General features: G+C 65.8%; 18 protein-coding genes. 15 read left to right on the top strand and 3 right to left on the bottom strand.

Annotated elements, in window-relative coordinates:
• Positions 1-82: 82 nt before the first annotated feature.
• Complete coding sequence (locus E0W80_RS19515; RefSeq protein ID WP_276320548.1) at positions 83-214, bottom strand: hypothetical protein; 132 nt, start codon at positions 212-214, stop codon at positions 83-85.
• Between the two features lie 34 nt (positions 215-248).
• Here E0W80_RS19515 and E0W80_RS15740 point away from each other — a divergent pair, with 34 nt between their 5' ends.
• On the top strand, positions 249-569 hold the full coding sequence (locus E0W80_RS15740; RefSeq protein WP_131493892.1) for a hypothetical protein: 321 nt from the start codon (positions 249-251) through the stop codon (positions 567-569).
• A 71-nt stretch (positions 570-640) separates the two neighbouring features.
• Here the strand turns inward: E0W80_RS15740 and E0W80_RS15745 are convergent, their stop codons facing one another.
• On the bottom strand, positions 641-1,411 hold the full coding sequence (locus E0W80_RS15745; protein ID WP_131493894.1) for a hypothetical protein: 771 nt from the start codon (positions 1,409-1,411) through the stop codon (positions 641-643).
• Positions 1,412-1,641: 230 nt separating this feature from the next.
• Between E0W80_RS15745 and E0W80_RS15750 the strand changes: the two genes are divergently transcribed.
• From E0W80_RS15750 to E0W80_RS15815, 14 genes are all read left to right on the top strand, one after another.
• Complete coding sequence (locus E0W80_RS15750) at positions 1,642-1,944, top strand: hypothetical protein (protein ID WP_131493896.1); 303 nt, start codon at positions 1,642-1,644, stop codon at positions 1,942-1,944.
• A complete protein-coding gene (locus E0W80_RS15755; protein ID WP_131493898.1) occupies positions 1,941-2,948 on the top strand; it encodes a conjugal transfer protein in 1,008 nt (335 codons plus the stop codon). Before E0W80_RS15750 ends, E0W80_RS15755 begins: the two co-directional genes overlap by 4 nt.
• Positions 2,945-3,238, top strand: a complete 294-nt coding sequence (locus E0W80_RS15760) for a hypothetical protein (protein WP_017831612.1) — start codon at positions 2,945-2,947, stop codon at positions 3,236-3,238. The genes E0W80_RS15755 and E0W80_RS15760 overlap by 4 nt, the downstream gene beginning before the upstream one ends.
• A 9-nt stretch (positions 3,239-3,247) precedes the next feature.
• Entirely contained in the window at positions 3,248-3,850 is a 603-nt protein-coding gene (locus tag E0W80_RS15765; RefSeq protein WP_131493899.1) for a hypothetical protein, read from the top strand.
• 1 nt (position 3,851) lies between these two features.
• Positions 3,852-6,413 (top strand): ATP-binding protein, encoded by a 2,562-nt coding sequence (locus E0W80_RS19430; RefSeq protein ID WP_240740569.1) that lies wholly within the window; start codon positions 3,852-3,854, stop codon positions 6,411-6,413.
• The gene (locus E0W80_RS15775; protein ID WP_131493901.1) at positions 6,410-8,548 is read left to right on the top strand and encodes a hypothetical protein; all 2,139 of its coding nucleotides are present in this window, start codon (positions 6,410-6,412) and stop codon (positions 8,546-8,548) included. The genes E0W80_RS19430 and E0W80_RS15775 overlap by 4 nt, the downstream gene beginning before the upstream one ends.
• Positions 8,545-9,663 (top strand): M15 family metallopeptidase, encoded by a 1,119-nt coding sequence (locus E0W80_RS15780; protein WP_131493903.1) that lies wholly within the window; start codon positions 8,545-8,547, stop codon positions 9,661-9,663. The genes E0W80_RS15775 and E0W80_RS15780 overlap by 4 nt, the downstream gene beginning before the upstream one ends.
• Positions 9,660-10,178, top strand: a complete 519-nt coding sequence (locus tag E0W80_RS15785) for a hypothetical protein (protein WP_131493905.1) — start codon at positions 9,660-9,662, stop codon at positions 10,176-10,178. Before E0W80_RS15780 ends, E0W80_RS15785 begins: the two co-directional genes overlap by 4 nt.
• A gap of 68 nt (positions 10,179-10,246) precedes the next feature.
• Positions 10,247-10,519: a hypothetical protein gene (locus E0W80_RS15790; protein ID WP_131493907.1), complete on the top strand. Its 273-nt coding sequence runs from the start codon at positions 10,247-10,249 to the stop codon at positions 10,517-10,519.
• Positions 10,516-12,672, top strand: coding sequence for a cell division protein FtsK (locus E0W80_RS15795; protein WP_131493909.1), 2,157 nt, complete (start codon positions 10,516-10,518; stop codon positions 12,670-12,672). Before E0W80_RS15790 ends, E0W80_RS15795 begins: the two co-directional genes overlap by 4 nt.
• A gap of 109 nt (positions 12,673-12,781) precedes the next feature.
• A complete protein-coding gene (locus E0W80_RS15800) occupies positions 12,782-12,982 on the top strand; it encodes a hypothetical protein (RefSeq protein ID WP_131493911.1) in 201 nt (66 codons plus the stop codon).
• Between the two features lie 1,047 nt (positions 12,983-14,029).
• Positions 14,030-14,803: a hypothetical protein gene (locus E0W80_RS15805; RefSeq protein ID WP_131493913.1), complete on the top strand. Its 774-nt coding sequence runs from the start codon at positions 14,030-14,032 to the stop codon at positions 14,801-14,803.
• 218 nt (positions 14,804-15,021) lie between these two features.
• Positions 15,022-15,927 (top strand): ParA family protein, encoded by a 906-nt coding sequence (locus E0W80_RS15810; RefSeq protein ID WP_131493915.1) that lies wholly within the window; start codon positions 15,022-15,024, stop codon positions 15,925-15,927.
• Complete coding sequence (locus E0W80_RS15815; RefSeq protein WP_131493917.1) at positions 15,924-16,529, top strand: hypothetical protein; 606 nt, start codon at positions 15,924-15,926, stop codon at positions 16,527-16,529. Before E0W80_RS15810 ends, E0W80_RS15815 begins: the two co-directional genes overlap by 4 nt.
• Before the next feature lie 79 nt (positions 16,530-16,608).
• Here E0W80_RS15815 and E0W80_RS15820 read toward each other — a convergent pair whose 3' ends face one another.
• Positions 16,609-17,241 carry a hypothetical protein gene (locus tag E0W80_RS15820; protein WP_131493918.1) on the bottom strand — a complete coding sequence of 211 codons (633 nt, stop codon included), beginning with the start codon at positions 17,239-17,241 and terminating at the stop codon, positions 16,609-16,611.
• Between the last annotated feature and the right edge of the window lie 454 nt (positions 17,242-17,695).

Raw genomic sequence — 17,695 nt, forward strand, 5'->3', positions numbered from 1 at the left:
GAGGGCTTCTACCTAGAAGGGGTGCTCTCTCACGTCTGGAACCGACAAACTGATCCAATGTTCGGTGCCACCCCCCGGTGGTTCAGCCCAGCCTACAGGCTTTCATTATTTTTGAAAGCCAATAGGCGACTAAGCCACCTTCTTTAGCGCCACCTTCAGGGTAAACCGCTTCGGCGTTATATCGGTGGTCGGTGGCGATCATCTCGGTGCTCACAGCTGATCGTTACGCGGATGCCACAATGGGGGTCATGACCCCCGACTCTCCCGACGAGCGCGCCCGCGTGCTTCGCGCCTTCGGGATCCCCGCACTGCGGGCGGGAATCATCCGGGCGACCCTGACGCGGGGCTCCGTGACCGCGCACGACCTGATGGAAGATCTGCAGGTGGGGCGAACCACCCTCATCGCGCACACTCAAGCGCTGGTCGATTCAGGGATCCTCGTGCAGGAGAGTGACCCGTCGAAGCTGGGCGCCCGATCAGGTTTCAACCGGCTTGTGTGGCGCGTAGATGAGCAGGCGCTGCGTGAGCAGCTCGATCTGTTGGCGACCTCTCTCGGCCTGACCCGGTGAGCGCAGAGAGCGGCCCCCACCTCGACTGAGATGAGGGCCGCTGATCAGGCGTCTCGCTGTGCCGTCCTCTGTCAGAGAATCTCGCCGAAGGCGACGCGGAGACGCTGCCGTGAGCGCTTGATGCGCTGGTTGATGCAGTCGACGGATACGCCGAGCTCCTGAGCGATGTCTGTCTGCTTCTCCTCACCGAGCGTGACGCGGGCCAGCAGGGCGGTCTCTTCACGGGTGACGATGCCGTTGTCGACGCCCCAGGAGAACAGTCGCGCGGCGAGAACTTCGATCGGCTGCTCCGGTCCATTCCATCCGCCGGCGACCGCCTCGAGGACATCGTCGCTCACGGGGGTCGTGCAGTTCGCGACGACCAGGTCGTTCTGGGTCTTCTTCGGGCTGAGCAGTCGCAGCAGTCCCATGGTGAGGTTCGCATGCACGCGCCGACGTAGGTGCAGCTTGTACTGGCTGATCATCTCCCAGGCCATGCTGATCGCGTACCCGACGCGGTCGGCCCGGTCCATGTCGCCGAGGCTGCGGACGCGGTGCGCCATCCGCTGCGCGGCCGGGAGGAGGAGCTGCACGAGCGTGCGCTCGGCGATGCGGTCGCCGGTGTGAGCGAGGCTGATCAGCTCGATGAGGATGGCATCCTCTTCGGCCAGGTATGCGTCCCGGTCGCTCGAGCTGATCTGCTTGCTGCGGGCGGCGCGGTGCACCTGGTGGATCTCCTCGAGCAGCTCGCCACAGAGGCGGATGCCGAGGGCACCGAAGTAGTGCTCGCGGGGTGCGTGCGTGGTGGACCATTCGAGGTTGAGACGCGTCATCAGCGGTGCCAGCTGGATGGTGGAGGACATCGGAGCTCCCAGAGGTGTTGTGGACCTGATCGCCCTCGACGTTCCTCAGCGCGCGTGTACCCGTACGTGTATTAGCCCCTTCTTCGCTGCGTGATCCTCTGGCGAGTACACGCGCGAGATCCGCGTGATTCCGGGGAAGTTCACGTGTACCGGCGAACTCCGCGAACTTTTTCTCGATCTCTTTGTCGGTTTCGCCCGTTTCTGGCTGCCCCTTACAGGTAGGAGGGCCCATGCCGGGCCCGGGATCGACGGGAGAGATCGAGATGGGCTCACAGGCGGGTCGCGACGTGGAGGAGATCGGGCCTGAGCTTCTTGGCGAACTGAAGAATCAGGCCGAGGTGCTCGGGGTCTACGACGAGGGGCAGGACATCGCTCTCGATCTTCATGAGGGCCTGTTCGATCAGGCGACCCGGGAGCGGGCACTGGCCTTCCTCCAGTCCCGTCGGTACGAAGACGCCGCGGAGACCTACCAGCGCCTCACAACCGGTCCCGTCGACCTTCCGCAGCGCAACACGACGGACGGTGCGGCATGAAGCTTTTCGGGAAGAAGAAGCCTGCCGAGGCGGCGGCCGAGGCACCCATCGACGACGGCGCCGCAGAGTCGTCCGGCTTCACGAACGGCTCTCTCCTCGGTTCGAAGGCCGTCTCCGTAGTCGTGCTCGTCGCGATCGCCTGTGGGCCGATCGCGATCGGCATGTTGGTTGCACGCGGACAGGGATCCGCTCCCGTGGCGGCCGCGGCCGAGTCCAGCGACCTCACCCCGCTGCAGCAGGCAGCTGGATCCTTCGCCATCGGTTTCGTTGGCAGCTGGCTCTCGGCGACCAAGGAGGACAGCACGGCGCTGGAGACCTACGTCACCACCGCTCCCCCGGGACTCGGCGACATCCCCTTCGAGTATCGCAACCTCGCCGTGGTGGAGACAGCGCCCACAGAGGACGCCACCACGGTCACCGTCATGGTCGGCGCCGATGTGATGGAACAGGCGGTCGAAGAAGAACCGACATGGGTTCGCCGCTACTACGAGGTGATCGTTGACACCGCATCCGACCGCCTCAGCGCCATCGGATACCCGGCGCCCGTTGTCGGCCCGCAGTCGACCGCGGGAGCCGCAGGGCTCGGACTCAACACGCAGCTCTCCTCTGACTCCGCCGCCGTCGAGACGATCCAGCTCATGCTGGCCGCGTACCTCATCGGCCAGGGCAGCACGAGCTCCTACCTGACGCCTGGCGTCACCATCCCCGCAATCTCTCCGGCACCATTCGCCCTCCTGACCCCGGTGTCGTTCTTCGCCGAGGAGCAGCCGTCCAAGTCTCCTGCCGACGGTGACACGACCCTCGTGCAGGCTCTCGTGACCCTCCAGACCGCCGAAGGCCGCACGGTCACCGCCACGTACTTCGTCGACCTGACCGCTCGTGCTGGGCGGTGGGAAGTCACCAGCCTCAGCACCTCCCAGTCCTCTTCGACCGCCCAGGTCGATGAGTCCCCTGCACCCACCCCGTCATCGACCGATGACACCACCGAAGGAGAAGACCAGTGAAATCTCTCATCCAGCCACTCGCCGCCGGATTCGACCACGTCGGCACGCAGCTGATCGTCCACGCCGACGGCATCATCGGCACCGCCAACGGATTCAACAACGAGCTGTACGCCCTCGTCGTCAACGGTGGCCTCACGGTCATCGTCGTCCTGTTCCTCATCACCGCGTTCAAGAAGGGCTTCAGTGCAGGTGCGGTTCTCGGCGGACTGTTCGTCGCCGGCCTGGCGTACTTCGCACTGAACGGCGGCCTCCAGCTCATCGGCAACCTGTTCCGCGGCGAATTCTCGTAGGCCCAGCCCATGAGCACTCCCGATGCCGAGCGGCCACGCGTAAGCCGCTTTTACACGAGCGTTCGCCGCATCCCCATCATGGTCGGGAAGGCGGGCAACACCCGTCTTCCCGGCGGGCCCTACTCGGTCCCGCAGTTCATCGCTGGTGGTGTCGTGCTCGTCATCGGGTGGAACACGATGAGCGTGTGGGGGCCGCTGTTCGGCACATTCCCCCTCGTCCGCATCGTCGCACTGCTGGGAATGGCCGCCGTCGCCCTGTACTTGGCCGGCCAGCTTCCTTCGACACGACGCAAGATCCATCACATGGCCGCCGACACGGTGGGGGCGATCGCAAATCCCGCAGCGGGAACGCTGAACGGTCAGCCAATGAAACTGCGATCGCCCCATCGCCTCACGGGAACCGTCCTGATCGTGGGCGCTCCCGCCGTCGACGAGCCCGCACCCATCCGCGTCGCCTCCCCGAGCCCCGCACCGGTGGCGGTTCCCGCCCCGTCGATCAGCGCGGCTGCGGAAACTCCCCCGATCACCCTCGCCCCGTCCCCCACTGCCCCGGCTCGCTACGCGTCGGGGCTTGACCGTCTGCTCGAGCAGGCACGCATCAAGGAGAGCTGACATGCGCATCCCCGACATCGCGATCATGGGCCACCTGAAGTGGACGCGCACGGGCACCGTGTGGGCCACCTGGCGCCTCGACGGACTCCCCAAGGGCCTGGGCGGTAGCGAACTCAACGACGTCCGACGCAAGATCCACCGCGCGCTGGCGCAGGGTCTGATCGGTGAGTACATGCTGATGGGCTTCGGCGGGATCGTCTCCCCTGAGGAGATCGCGAACAAGATGCTCGCCGGCGTCGACGTCAGCGAGAACCCCGTCTGGGCCGAGGAAGTACTCCTCAGCATGGACGAGTTCGACATGCGCCCCAACGGCCGCCGGGAGTACTGGATCTCCGTGCCCCTGCGCGTCCGCAGCCTCAAGGACAAGGCCCGCATGGTCTACGGCTGGATGGAGCACTCCGTCCGCGAGACCGTGGCGCTTCCGCTGCGCGCCCCCTCGGCCGAGGAGATCACCTCAGCGATGCGCGCTGCAGCTCGTATCGAGGAGGCCATCCCGGCGTCCTTCATCCCGCGTCGGTCGACCCCTGCCGAGCAGCTGTGGATCGGCACCCACGCGATGACCCGCGGGCTGTACGAGAACCCGGCGCCGGCGCCCCGCGCAGATGAGCTCCCCCGTGGGGCCACAAAGGTGCTGATCGACGAGCACCTGCAGCACACCACCACACCGAAGTCGTACCCGCTCCCTCACCTCGACGAGGGCGGTCAGACCGACTCGAAGGGCAAGATCAGCCGCATCAATCCGCTCGCCAACCGCTTCCTCAAGGTGACGGACACCCGCACAGGTGCGGCCAGCTACCAGGTTCTGATGGCACTGGCCGGCAGCCCGCGGGGTGGGTGGGATGAGGATCTCGACTGGGTCGGAGCGCTCGACGAGCTCGGCGTAAACGCCGACTGGGTCTTCCGAGTGCAGAGCCTGCGAGCCCGGGATGCGAAGCGTCGCAACGCCCGCGCAGAGATCAACCTCACCGACCAGATGGATCAGCAGGAGGGCACCGCGGCGATCACCGGATCCGGTGGCGATCTCGACGTCACTGCCCGCGACCTCAGCGAATGGCACCAGGCCCTCGGAGCGTCCGAGCGAGAGGTCGAGATCCAGGCCACGTTCATCGTCGCCGTTGCCGGAGACACCGCCGACGAAGCCACCGAACGTGCGCAGTTCACCAAGAAGTACTTCGCCGACAACCTCGAGTTCCAGTTCGACATCCCCATCGGCGGCCAGGAGAAGCTCTGGTGGGCGATGTGGCCCGGGCACCCATCCGAGCGCATCGTGAAGGAGTTCGCGGAGCTGACCACGGGCACGCAGTTCGCCTCGCTCGCCCCTATGACCTCCACGGACCTCGGAGACGGAACCGGTCTCCTCTTCGCCGACAACATCACATCGGGAACCGAACCGCCGGTGCTCCTGGACCTGTGGGGCCAGATCACGGGTGACGTCTCCGGTTCCATCGGCATCGCCGGTGAGCCGGGTGGTGGAAAGTCCGTCGCGATGAAGATCATCCTCGGCGCCGTGCACGACCGTGGCGGGCGCTTCATCGTCATCGACCGCACCGACGCCAAGGAGTACGGAGTCTTCGCCGAGTCGATCGACCCGTCCCAGACGACCATCGTCGACCTCGTCGCCCCGGAGTGGTCACTCGACCCGATGCGCATCTTCGGCGCGAAGGCAGGCGCCAGCCAGATGCTCACACTCTGCTCCGCCCTCCTCGGTGTGAAGGCCCGCTCTGCAGCAGGCGTGATGCTCGCCGACGTCCTCAACGAACGGAAGGCAGAGAACGCCGGTCTGACCAACGCCAACGCACTCCTCGCCCGCCTGACCGACCTCGGCCGCACCGACGAGACCGCCCGCGAGCTCGCGGGTCTGATGAACCTCTACGCCGACACCGAGTACGGCGCAGTCCTCTTCGACAACGACCTTCCGCCGCTGAACCTCGCCAGCCGCGGCATCGTCTTCCTCACCCACGGCGTCGCCCTCCCTACCAAGGAAGAGATCAACAACGCGGCCATGTTCGACCAGCTGGGCCTGGACAAGCTCTTCGGGCACGCGATGTACGCGCTACTGACCCGCATTTCCCGAGAGATCTGCTTCCGCAATGTGAACGAGCTCGCGGTGTTCGCATGCGACGAGCTCGCGCACATCACGGCCAGTCCCCAGGGGCTCGCCGAGTTCAACTTCTTCCTGCGAGATGGCCGCAAGCACGCTGCTCCGGTACTCGCCGCGTCGCAAGACGCGCGCGACTTTGGCGACGAGGTCACTCGTTCCCTCATCAAGAACCGGATCTTGACCCGGCAGACCGACTCCGTCGCGGCGAAGTCGAACCTCGAGTGGTTCCAGGAGGGGTTCAGCAAGAACCCGGCGAACGTGCAGACCGTCACCGAAGGTCTCTCGCCTCTCGGTGCCGACAACAAGGTGCCAGTGGGGCGCCGCGGTGAAGCGCTCTTCCGTGATGCCCGAGGCCGCATGGGGAAGATCCGCACGCGCGTCTCCCGTCGCCCTGACCGGGCCGCGGCCACCCTCTCCACCCCGAAGACCGTCAAGACCTCCACCGAGCAGGTGAACTCATGACCGCAATCGCACCCATCGCCCGCACCGCTGAGGGGACTCGTCGCCGCATCCGCCGTGTGTGGAAGTGGATCCGCCGCCACCCGCTGCGCACCGTGGCGATCCTCGTCGGCATCTGGACGATCACATCCATCCTCGGCGGCAACGTGATCCTCGCGTACGCGGCTGATGGGGACGCCGGTGCGACCCTGCCTTTCCTCGCCCCCATCGATGCCAAGGACAGCTCGGGGATCTCGATCGCCCAGTACGTGTCCCTGCCAATGGATCGTGGCGGCGTGTTCGACCCGATCAAGGCGTTCCTCGCACAGACCGTCGACGCGATCTGGGTTGCGAACCTCACCGGCCTCAGTTGGGGCCTGTGGTTCATGCAGTTCATCGTCACCCTCGAATGGATCGACTGGATCGCCCCGCCGATCGAAGCGATCTTCCAGATGCTCTCCGGTCTTCTCTCGCAGATCGGATGGATCCCCGTCGGCCTCGCCCTCGCCGCGATCATCGGCTTCGTCGCCATCATGCGCGGCCGCGTCGCCGCCGGAGCGACGGACATGGCCATCTCTGTCGCCGCGAGCGTCCTCGCTGTCACCCTCCTCGCGAACCCGATCGGTCTGATCACCGGCCCCGACGGTGGCCTTCGCACCGCACAGGCCTGGGGCGGATCCATCGCCGCATCGATCTCCAGCGGCGACGCATCCTTCCTCGACAAGATGCCCTCCCCCGACACCGCACGCGAGGTCGTCTCCGACGCCCTCATCGGTCAGATCATGGACGCCTGGGTGCGCTACCCCGCACAAGAGATCGTGTTCGGCCAGCTGCTCGAGGGCTCGTGCGCCACCGCATTCAACGACGCGATGATCGCCTCGAAGCCGTTCGAAGACGGAGCCGCCGTCCGTGACGCGATTCGCCCCTGCGCCCCCGATGCCGCCGAGTACGCCTCCAACACCAACATTGGATTCGTCATCACCGCCGGCATCGCTGCTGGAGGATCGAGCGCCCTGAACTTCCTGTCGCTCATCCTCGGGATGGTGCTGCTCCTCGCCTCCGGCTTCACCCTGTGGAGTGCCGGCAAGTGGCTGTTCTCCACCTACGCCGCAATCGCTCCGGGATTCGCCCGTCGTGCATGGTGGAGCTCGGCCCTCGGAATCCTCGCAGGCCTTTTCAGCATCGGCGCCAGCATCGTCCTGGTCTCCGGGTTCCTGTCCATCACCACCAGCATGATGATGGCGCTCGCAGAGACCACACCGCTGTCGACACTCGCGCAGATGATCGTCATCAATGCTGTGGTGCTCACGATGGCGATTGCGCTCATCTGGAACTTCCACAAGGCCAGGAAGGCCGGGGAGAAGCTCTCCGAGCGGCTCGCCCGTCTCGGCCTGGGCAAGTCCGCCGACCGCGCGCACCCGATCCGCGATCGCGCGCAGCGCATGGCCGAGAACTACGTCTCCAGCCGTCTGTCGTGGAACGCCCACCAGAAGGCCTCCACAGCTGCAGCAGCGGCCGCTGGTGCAGCTGCAGCAGCGACCGGCAGCTCTCCCGCGGCGGCCGCCACCGCCGCCTCCAGCGCGACGCCAACCCCCACCCCTGCCCCGCAGCCCGCGATCACCGGCATTCCGGCAGGAGCTGCTCCCGCGCAGCCGATGGTCGAGCTCACCCAGACCGATGTGAAGAAGGCGGGTGGAGTGAAGGCCGCCGCGACGAAGCTGCTGACCACCGGCGCATCCGTCGCTCTCGCAGCTGCGACCGGCGGCACGAGCGCCGCGGTGCTCACCCTGACCAAGGAGGGCGGCAAGTTCGTCCTGCAGCGCGGCATCGAGCAGGTTGCGTCTCGAGGTGACAAGGCCACCTCCACCGGCGACGGAGACCACGACGAGCGGCCTGCAGGGTCGTCATTCGCTGCGTACGGGCGCCAGATCATCGTCGACGCTGCAGGATCCAGCCAGATCGCACCCCGCGAGGCACCGTCGCGCACGAGTTCCTACCGGCCGAAGACGCCCGTCAGCACGCCCGCTACCGGGGCTGCGGCGGCCACCACGGCCACCAGCTCCGCCGTTGTCAGCAGCGCAGCGTCGTCGTCCTCGAGCGCACTTCGGGCTCGTCTGGCGGCGGCCGCGGCATCCGCCACCACAGGAGGCGTCAAGTGAAGAAGACCGGCGGTGTCATTGCGGGGATTACTGCGATCGCAGTGATCCCCGCCGCGGTGCTCGTGTACTGGCTAGTCATGGGTATGACGGTGATCTTCGGCGCCAACGCCGCAGGGTGCTTCCCCAACGAGCAGGGCACGACCCAGACCGCGGAGGTCGACGTCGCCGGCGTCCCTGCAGGCCCGATCGCCGGATACAAGCACGAGCAGCTCGTCAACGCCGCCCACATCGTCATCGCCGCGCAGAAGCTCGGCATTGACGGGCGCGGTCAGGTGATCGGCGTCATGACCGCGATGGGCGAGTCCAGCCTCGTCAACATCGGCTACGGCGACTGGGAGACCAGCGGTGTGACGAACCCTGACGGATCGGCGACATCCTCGATCGGTCTGTTCCAGCAGCAGAAGTGGTGGGGCACCAACGCGGAACGGATGAATCCGGAGACGTCGGCGACGAAGTTCTTCACCTCACTGCTCAAGGTCAGCGGCTGGGAGACCCTGCAGCCGACCATCGCCGCACACCGCGTGCAGGGCAACGCCAACCCGTACCACTACGCGAAGTTCTTCGACGCGGCGAGTGAGATCGTCTCCACCCTGACCGGTCTTCCGCTGACCTCGGGCACGGATGCCGGCAGCTGCGGTGTCGGCTCGACGGGCGAGTACCCGGCAGCCAACGGCACCGAGCCCGGGGCGTGGGGTGGACACCAGAACGGCCGCATCCCGGAGAACCTGCTCACCCCGATCCCCTGGCAGCCCGAGTACAAGCTGCGCGGCGACGCGACCCAGGCGCTCATCCAGCTCAACGCGGCCTTCAAGGCCGAGTTCGGGTACGACCTCCCGATCAACGACGGCTACCGCGACTACCCCGGCCAGGTCGAGGCGAAGCGGAAGTACGGCAAGAACGCGGCCGAGCCCGGAACCAGCAACCACGGCTGGGCGATGGCGATCGACGTCGGCGACCGCGGGCACTTGGCCATCGGCTTCAACAGCCAGATCTACGACTGGCTCAAGCGCAACGGACCCTCCTACGGGTGGGTGCATCCGCCGTGGGCGGAGCCCGGCGGACAGGGGCCAGATGAGGCCTGGCATTGGGAGTACTGGGGAAAGGCAAGCGCATGAGAATCCATCTGATCACCGCAACGGCAGCCGTCGCCGGCATGCTTCTGCTCGCAGGGTGCACCGCCCCCGACGAGATCGACGACCCCACCCCGACACCCACCGCGGTGCAGGGGCCGGAGCGCCCCGAGGGGTTCCCCACGCTGGGAGAGCCCGTCGGCGACGACAAGGCGGACTTCAAGAGCCAGCAGGAGGCGGTGGCGGCTGCAGAGGCCGCGATGACCGTGTTCGTGTCACACGACCGCGACTACGACGCCTGGTGGGCCGAGCTCTCTCCGCTGCTCACCGTGGAGGCGCAAGAGGCGTGGGCGTATACCGACCCGCGCATGATCACCGTGACGCAGCTGACCGGCGCGGCGACCATCGTCGACGCCCCCAGCTCCACTCTCGTCATCGTCGACGTCCCCACCGACACCGGCGTCTGGCGGCTCGAGCTCGTCCGCGCAGCTGAGGTCGGCACCACGGGTCAGGGCGCCTGGAAGGCCTTCACCCTGATGCCGCCCGAGACCACCGAATAGGCAGTTTGTCGGTTAACAGCGCCCACGCCCACCCCTTCTAAGTGAGAGCACCGATTCGAGGAGACATCGTGAAAGAAAACGACACTGACACCCTGATCTACATCCTGGCCGGGATGATCTTCGTCCCGCCGCTGCTGGCGAAGTTCGTCCCGGGCGTGAGGGATGCCCTCGTGAACTGGCACATCCTCGTCACCGACAACGTGCTGATCCCCTTCCACGACGGCATCGGCCTGGATCTCCCCCGAGTACTCATCGTGCTGTGCGCCGTCGGAGCGATCGTGTCTCTCATCGTGCTCCTGCTCCGCGCCCGCGCCGCCCGCAAGGAAAAGGCTGAGAAATGAGCCGCATGATCATCCCCGGGTCGACGCTTCCGCCACGCACGAAGCCGACTGCAGCTATCGCGATCGTCCTGTTCTCGACGATCGCGATCAGCATGTTCGCGTACATCACCTCCAACACCGTCGGTGCCGTGCTCATCGGGATCCTCGGCGCCCTCCTGATCGCCGGCACCGTCGCGCTCTACCTCCGCAACCGTGAACGTCACGACGACGCCGACCTGTTCCTGCACCGGGTGCATGGGATCCTCGGCTGGCCAGACCCCCACCGCGGCCAGGTCGTGCCCTCGAAGTACCGCGGCGGCTGGGTGGGGAAGCCGACCCAGCTCAAGGTGGTCTACAACCCGCTCGCCGACGAGGAAGTCCCCGAGATGCTCGCGGAGATCCGTCGACTCGCCAAGCGACAGTTCGGATCCGCGTTCAAGGTCGCCAAGCACAAGAAGAGCACCGTCATCCTGGTCGCCTCCGGCACCTCCGCCGTCGAACGCGATCGCGACGAGAAGATCGAACGCTCCAAGCTCATCGTCTCCAAGACCTTCGGCAGCAGCGCCAACACCACCGTCTCCACCGAGCCGATCACCCGCCAGGTCGACGGGAAGACGATCACGTCGACGAAGGTCACCCGCATCAGCGTCAAGTACGAGGTCGCCCCCAAGCTCTCCCGCAGCGGCGTGCGCGCCTCCGTCGAGTCGCAGATCTCCGGCGTGCTGGAGGGCCGCTGGAGGGCGTACTGGGATCTCCCCAATGACACCTTCTGGATGGAACCCCGCCCCGAGCTGCCGAGCGTCATCCCCAACCCGTTCATCGCCCCCGAAACTGTCGACCCGCTCGCCACCTACGACGACCTGGCCGTGCCCGTCGCGATCGACGAAGACGGCAACGTCATCAGCTGGCGCCCCAAGCAGGATCCCCACTTCCTCACCACCGGGAAGACCGGTAAGGGCAAGACCGTTTGCGAGCTCGGGGTCATCGGATTCCTCGCCGCGCACGGCTGGGAGATCTGGGGCATCGACGGCAAGCGCTTCGAGATGCTCGGGCTCCGCACCTGGCCCAACGTCAAGCTCATCGCTGGCCGCATCGACCACCAGGCGCGCGTCGCCCACGAGGTCTACGAAGAGATGCAGCGCCGCATGGCCGCCTACGAGGCCGGATCCATCCGCCTCGAGGAGTTCGTACCGATCCTGTTCGTCATCGACGAGTTCAAGACCTTCCGCAACGCGCTGCTGCGCTGGTACCGGATGGTCAAGCCACGCGGGGCTGCAGCACAGCCGCCCGTCCTCGACGAGATCAGCGACATCGCCTCCCTCGGCCGCAAGATGCGCATCCACATCATGAACGGCCTCCAGCGCCCCGACGCCGACTTCCTCACCGGTGACATGCGTGACAACTACACCTTCCGCGCCAGCTGGGGTCGCCTCTCGGCCGAGGCCGCGAAGATGATGTGGAACAACTACACCACCGGTACGACGATCCCCACCACCGCCAAGGGCCGCGGCATCGCGTACAACAAGCAGGGCCAGGCCGTCGAGGTGCAGGGCTTCTGGACGCCCGACCCGTACCAGACCGACGCCGAGCACCCCGAGCGGTGGGTGTTCCCCGGTGACCTGCAGCTCGTCGAGAACATGCGCCCCAAGAAGCGCATCCACGACATCATGAAGATCGTCGACCTGGAAGACGACGTCATCGACGTCGATGAAAAGGGCAAGCCGATCTACGCCGACTACGGCCACCACATGGCCACGCCCATCATCAACGCCGGCGACCCGGAGCTCATCGAACGCGAACGCAAGATCCTCGGCGATGCCGAAGGTGATATCCGCCGCGAAAAGCTCGCAGCTCAGGTCGCCCTCCTCGAGCGCATCCAGATCGAAGAGGAAGAGCCGGAGATCTCCGACGAGGCCGAGATGTTCAGCGGCTACTCCCCCGCCATCGACCAGTTCCCCGAAGAGCTACTCGTCGACGGCGAACTCCGGGCCGAGGGCATCCTGATCCTCGTCGACGAAGACTCCGACACCTGGGGCCTGGTCGAGTTCGCCGAAGAGGACGAAGAGGACATCACCTTCTCCTACCGCGACTTCGCCACAGGAGACCCCGGCTCCAAGACCATCCCCACCGGCAACACCCTCATCACGCGCTCCCCAGTCGCAGGCGAGGACTGAGACGTGGCCCGGCCCCGCGACCGCGACACGCGGACAACCCTCTTCCATGAATATGTACACATATGGTTAAGTGGCCCGCATGGCCCGCATTCAACGTCGACGAGGATCTTTGATCGATCCCGTCATTCCTGGCTGGCGCATCGAGCGTCAGAACAAGGAGCGCGCCGAGGCTATCGCCTCCAGAGCCGGCGTGTCCACGTCCGAGCTCATCGAGCAGCTCCTGGAGCATGTCGAGCTGACCGACCAAGGCATCCCCGCCTGGATGCCCCCACGGGACCGCGACGGGGAGTTGCCTATCGACACCGCTTAACGCAAGAGGCCCCCTGCCGAAGCAGAGGGCCCATTCGCATGAGGTTCAGATCTCAGGAGTTCGCAGCTACTGATCTGAATTTTGTAGGAATCCGACTTGGCGGTCGGCTTCCTGGCTTCGCACCGGGAGTCACCCGGGGCTTTTCCGTACCCACTAGTAGGACTAGGTGGTGAACCCATCGTAGCTCAGTCATGCCCTGAAACACAGTCATTCGAGCCTGTTTCTGCTGTCAATTTGCAAGAAAATTGCAAGCAGATTTCGCCGATCGACACTGCTAAATCAGGCTTTCAAAACCCGCGTACGCCTTACGGTGACTCCCACCACGGCGACGCTCTTTCTGATGCCCCGACGTATCCCACAACCGCTCGCGCTCGCCGAAGCGTCACGGGTGGATGCACCTCGTGGTCGCTTCCGGTCGAGGATGGCGCCTACGCGTCTGTACCCGCATGGCGGTCACGGTCGGCGTGGATGAGCTGGGTCGTCGAAGAACTCGCCTCTCCTCGAGGTGTAGAGCTGTGCCGCGGGAAGATCAAGGCGGACACGGTCATCATGGTGGCTCGCGACGATGCGTCGACGGCAGATTCCACCTCCGGCCGTGGGGTCACGACGTCGAGGGAGACGGTCGCGAAGCGGCTCGGGATGTCTGGCCGGCACGTCGGTACCGCCAGGGGGATCCTCGAGGCCCTCGGAGCGTCCGTGACGATCGTGCGCGGCCGCCACCTCTCCCCCCAGGAACGTTCCCTGGCGCGTAAGGCCCACGGCAGCTACCAGGAGGCCGCAGGATCCGTCCGAGCCCTCACCATGCGTGCCCTCACCACAGAAGCCCACACGGACGTTCCTCGTGGCGCTGAGCCGATCTCCGAAGCCGTGCCTGTGGATACTTTCCACCTACCCCGCAGGGGTTCGGTTAACAAGACCCCCCCTGTCAAAAAGTACTCACCAACGCGCGCTGAAGCGCGCGAGAAGGCCGCTGCGCGGCCGAAGCTGAAGAGGAAGTCACAACCACGGTCCCAGAGAGCACCTCGCGATCTCGAAACACAGCGGTTCGTGTGGGCTATCGCCCAGCGATTCCTGCTCTCAGACGGCTCCGCACCCCGCCCAGGCGCCCCGCTGCGCCCTGGAGTACTCCGCGGCGGCCGCCACATCGGCAACCTCGCCCGGATCCTCGAACGCAACCGCATCACACCGCGCCGATACACGCCCCAGAGCCTGGCCGACACGCTCCAGCGCCTCATCGAGGCCGGGAAGCTCCGCTCCCCCCGCTACGAAGAGCTGCGGGATCCTCTCGCGCACTTCGCATGGACCCTTCGCCGTCTGAACGAACTCACCGAGGGCGAGACCACGCTCGAGCGCATCCGTCGCGAGGATCTCGAGCGAGCTGAGAAGCGCCGCCAGGTCGCCCTGCATGAACTTCCGACCCCGGAGGAGCAGGCGGCCGCTCACGAAGCTGCACAGGCGTTCTTCGCCTCCACCAGGCGGCAGCGGAAGCCGATTGCGCGAGAGCGCCGTATGGACGTCGTCGAGCTCGTCACAGCCGTCCTCGGCCGAGGCATCCGCCTGTACGACGCTCCCGCAGCCACTCAAGAGCTCGTCGGAGACCTCACGACAATGCACAAGCAACTCACGGCGGACGGCTGGCAACTGACAACCGGCGACGCTGCCCTCACCTGGACACGGGAGAGCGAACAGGCCGTCGAGGTCATGCTCAGCCCGGCACTCCCCCACACCGTCACGGCCGTCACCTCTCAGCTCGACCCAGGCACTCCCCTCGCTGCCGCCGTTGATCTCATCCGCGAACGCCACGCGACACGCGACAACTAACGCTGGACATCCACCTACACTTACCGCCATACTTAAGGCCATAAGGAAAGCGTTACGTGACGAAGGAAAGCTAGCCATAATTCACGAGTGGAATACAGCACGATGTGACGCGATATGAACCGCACGAAATCAAGCGGGAAACATAGCGTGTCGAACCGCAGGACTTCGCGCTAGTTCTCATACGTTGAAACAAGCAGGAACTATTGAAGGAGATACCGATGAGCATTGAGCGTTGCGTGAGCTTCTCCCAAGGCAAGGGAGGCGTCGGCAAGACCAGCGCCACCGCCAACGTCGCTGGCATGGCGGCCGCCTCGGGGTTGCGAGTACTCGCCGTCGATCTGGATCCGCAGGGCAACCTGTCTCGCGAGCTGGGTTTCGAGCCCGACACAGGGGAGTCCCTCTTCAACGCGTTCCTGACGAGCATGCCGCTGCCGCTGCTCAAGAACGTCAGAGAGAACCTGGATGTCGTCCCGGGGGGCGAAGCCGTCGGAGATGCGCCGGCTGTTTTCGGTGCCCGTGAACAGCGCGGAGCCGAGGGCCTCGACGCGGTCCTCGAGTCGAAGCTGGCCGCGATCGCCGACGACTACGACCTCATCCTCATCGACACCCCTCCGGGCGACAGGATCCTCGTGGAAGCCGCACTGTCCGTATCGGTCGCCGTGGTGATCCCGACCCGCTCGGACGAGGCCAGCATCGACGGCGTCGAACGTGTCGCTGCTCGGTTCATGGCCGTGCGCAAGCGCAACCCCAACCTCCGCCTCGCCGGCGTCCTCCTCTTCGGCATCAATAGCCGCTCCCGCCGCATCGAGCGAGACGTGCGCAACAGCCTCTCCGGGATCGTCGGGGACTCCGCACCGATCTTCCACACCATCATTCGAGACCACCAGGCTGCAGCCGTCGACGCCCGCAAGCGCGGCCTCCTCGTCCACGAGCTCAAGCAGGCCTCGAAGGCAGACAAGACCGCCCGTATCCAGGCGCTGAAGAGCGGTGAGAAGCCCGTCGACGGCCTCTACGCGCAAGACCCCAGCCTGCTGGCCGACAACTACAAGGAGTTCACCAAGGAGCTCCTGCAGCGCGTCGGTGAGCTCGAGCAGGAACGTGAAGCGGAAGGAGTCCTCGCATGAATGCCCCCGAGATCAAGAGGAGCAGCCTCGCCGACGCATTCAAGGGCGCCGGCAGCGAAGACGCAGCCGAACTCACCGGCCTCCTCGCACCCCGCAAGCCGTCTCCGCCTCGGGAGGCCGCCACACCGGCGCCTGCCAGCCCCGACGCGACCGAGAGCACCCCGAATGCTCCTGAAGCTGAAGCCGCTGCAGCTGTGACGCCGGAACCTCGTGAGGCCGCCCCGGCCGATCCGGTCAAGAACAAGGTCGACAACGTTCCCGCGTACATCAACCCGGTCGTCCTCGCTGCCGTTCGCGTCGCCCGTCGTGAAGGTATCGCTGCAGGAGAGCCTGACAAGACGTATGACGAACTCCTCGTCGACGCCCTCGAGCGCGTTCCCCTCGAGGAGATCCGGGCGATCTTCGCACCCGAGGATGCCGAGGCTGGTGGGCTGCTCCAGCGCCGCAAGCGCCGCTCCCGTGGCACCGGCGGCACGCAGATCCAGCTGCGCATCACCGGGGCCCAGGAGGACGAGCTCACCGAGCTGGCCGCATCCGTGGGTGCACCTTCGCGCAGCGCGTTCGTCAACGAGGTCTACCGCATGGCGTACCTCAAGGAATAGACCCGCAGCACCTCAACGCACGGAGGGCCCGCTCACCAGCTGAGCGGGCCCTCCGTGCGTCAGGAGTGCGCCGGGGGAGTCAGGCGCGGCGCCCGAAGAGCCTCTGCCACCAGGTGGCCTTGGGCTGCTCGTCACGGTCGAAGGAGACGCTCACCGTGTGGGTGAATGATCCATCGTCGCCGCGGTGGGTGCTCGTCTCGACGGGCATACCGTGGAGCTCTGCAGCACGCCCGAACGAGGCAGCATATGCCTGGGCATTGTGGAGCTGCACCTGGTTGAACAACAGCTTCGCTGCCTCCCGAACACCGATCCACTGAGCCTGGAACGGGTCCGGGAGATCGGTGGGGAATGGCTCCGTCATCGGCTCACCAGACGCCTTGATCGCCCGCAACTGATCTGATCGTCGCGCGAGCTCGGAGTGCAGCTTTGCGACGTCGGGGATCTCGGCGACGTAGTCCACCGCGAACTGCACCTCGGGCTGCACCTCGAGCGGGAGACCCGACAACCCGCGAGCGTCCACCGCCGCCTTCAACTCAATGGCCCGATCGAGCAGCTGCTCATCGATCGAGAGCAACCGGAGAAGAGCAGCGACCCACTCGTTGTCCGACTGGGGGCGCTCATCTTGACCCAGCTTCTCGACCCAGTCGACGTAGCGGCCATAGACCTCCACCAGAGCATTCGTCGAAGCGAAAGGAGAACCCGAATCAGCCATCCGTCACACCATCCCGTCGAGGTCGTGGGTCGAACCTACCGGAACCCGACGACGGCCCTGCGACCCTCAGCGGGCTGAGCCGTGGAGCCGCAGGCGGTCGGAGGAAGGGGCAGCGGGCTGGGCGGGCAGCGCCTCGGATGCTTGCTTTGTGCTTGAAAAAAGCCAGCAGGATTCGCCGGGTTTCGCGGGGCGGAAGGTGTATGCGGGGTGATTACCGTGAGAGACTGTGCCTCCGCCTCCCTATGCGCTAGAGCGCAAGATGAGCTACGGCACAGCCTATCAGGGTTGTCAACGTGTATTGCAATCTGCAAGCATTTTTCAAGCAGTTGTCCGATCTCACGAGAAGTGTCGGAGTCTCACGAAAGGTGTCGGAGCGTCTCACGAAAGTGGCGGAGTCTCAGGAGGCCTGTCGGATCGCGGCGGCGCCATCTCCCTGCCGCAAACGATCGTTTCT

Source organism: Microbacterium sp. PI-1 (assembly GCF_004337555.1).
Taxonomy (GTDB): Bacteria; Actinomycetota; Actinomycetes; order Actinomycetales; family Microbacteriaceae; genus Microbacterium; species Microbacterium aurugineum.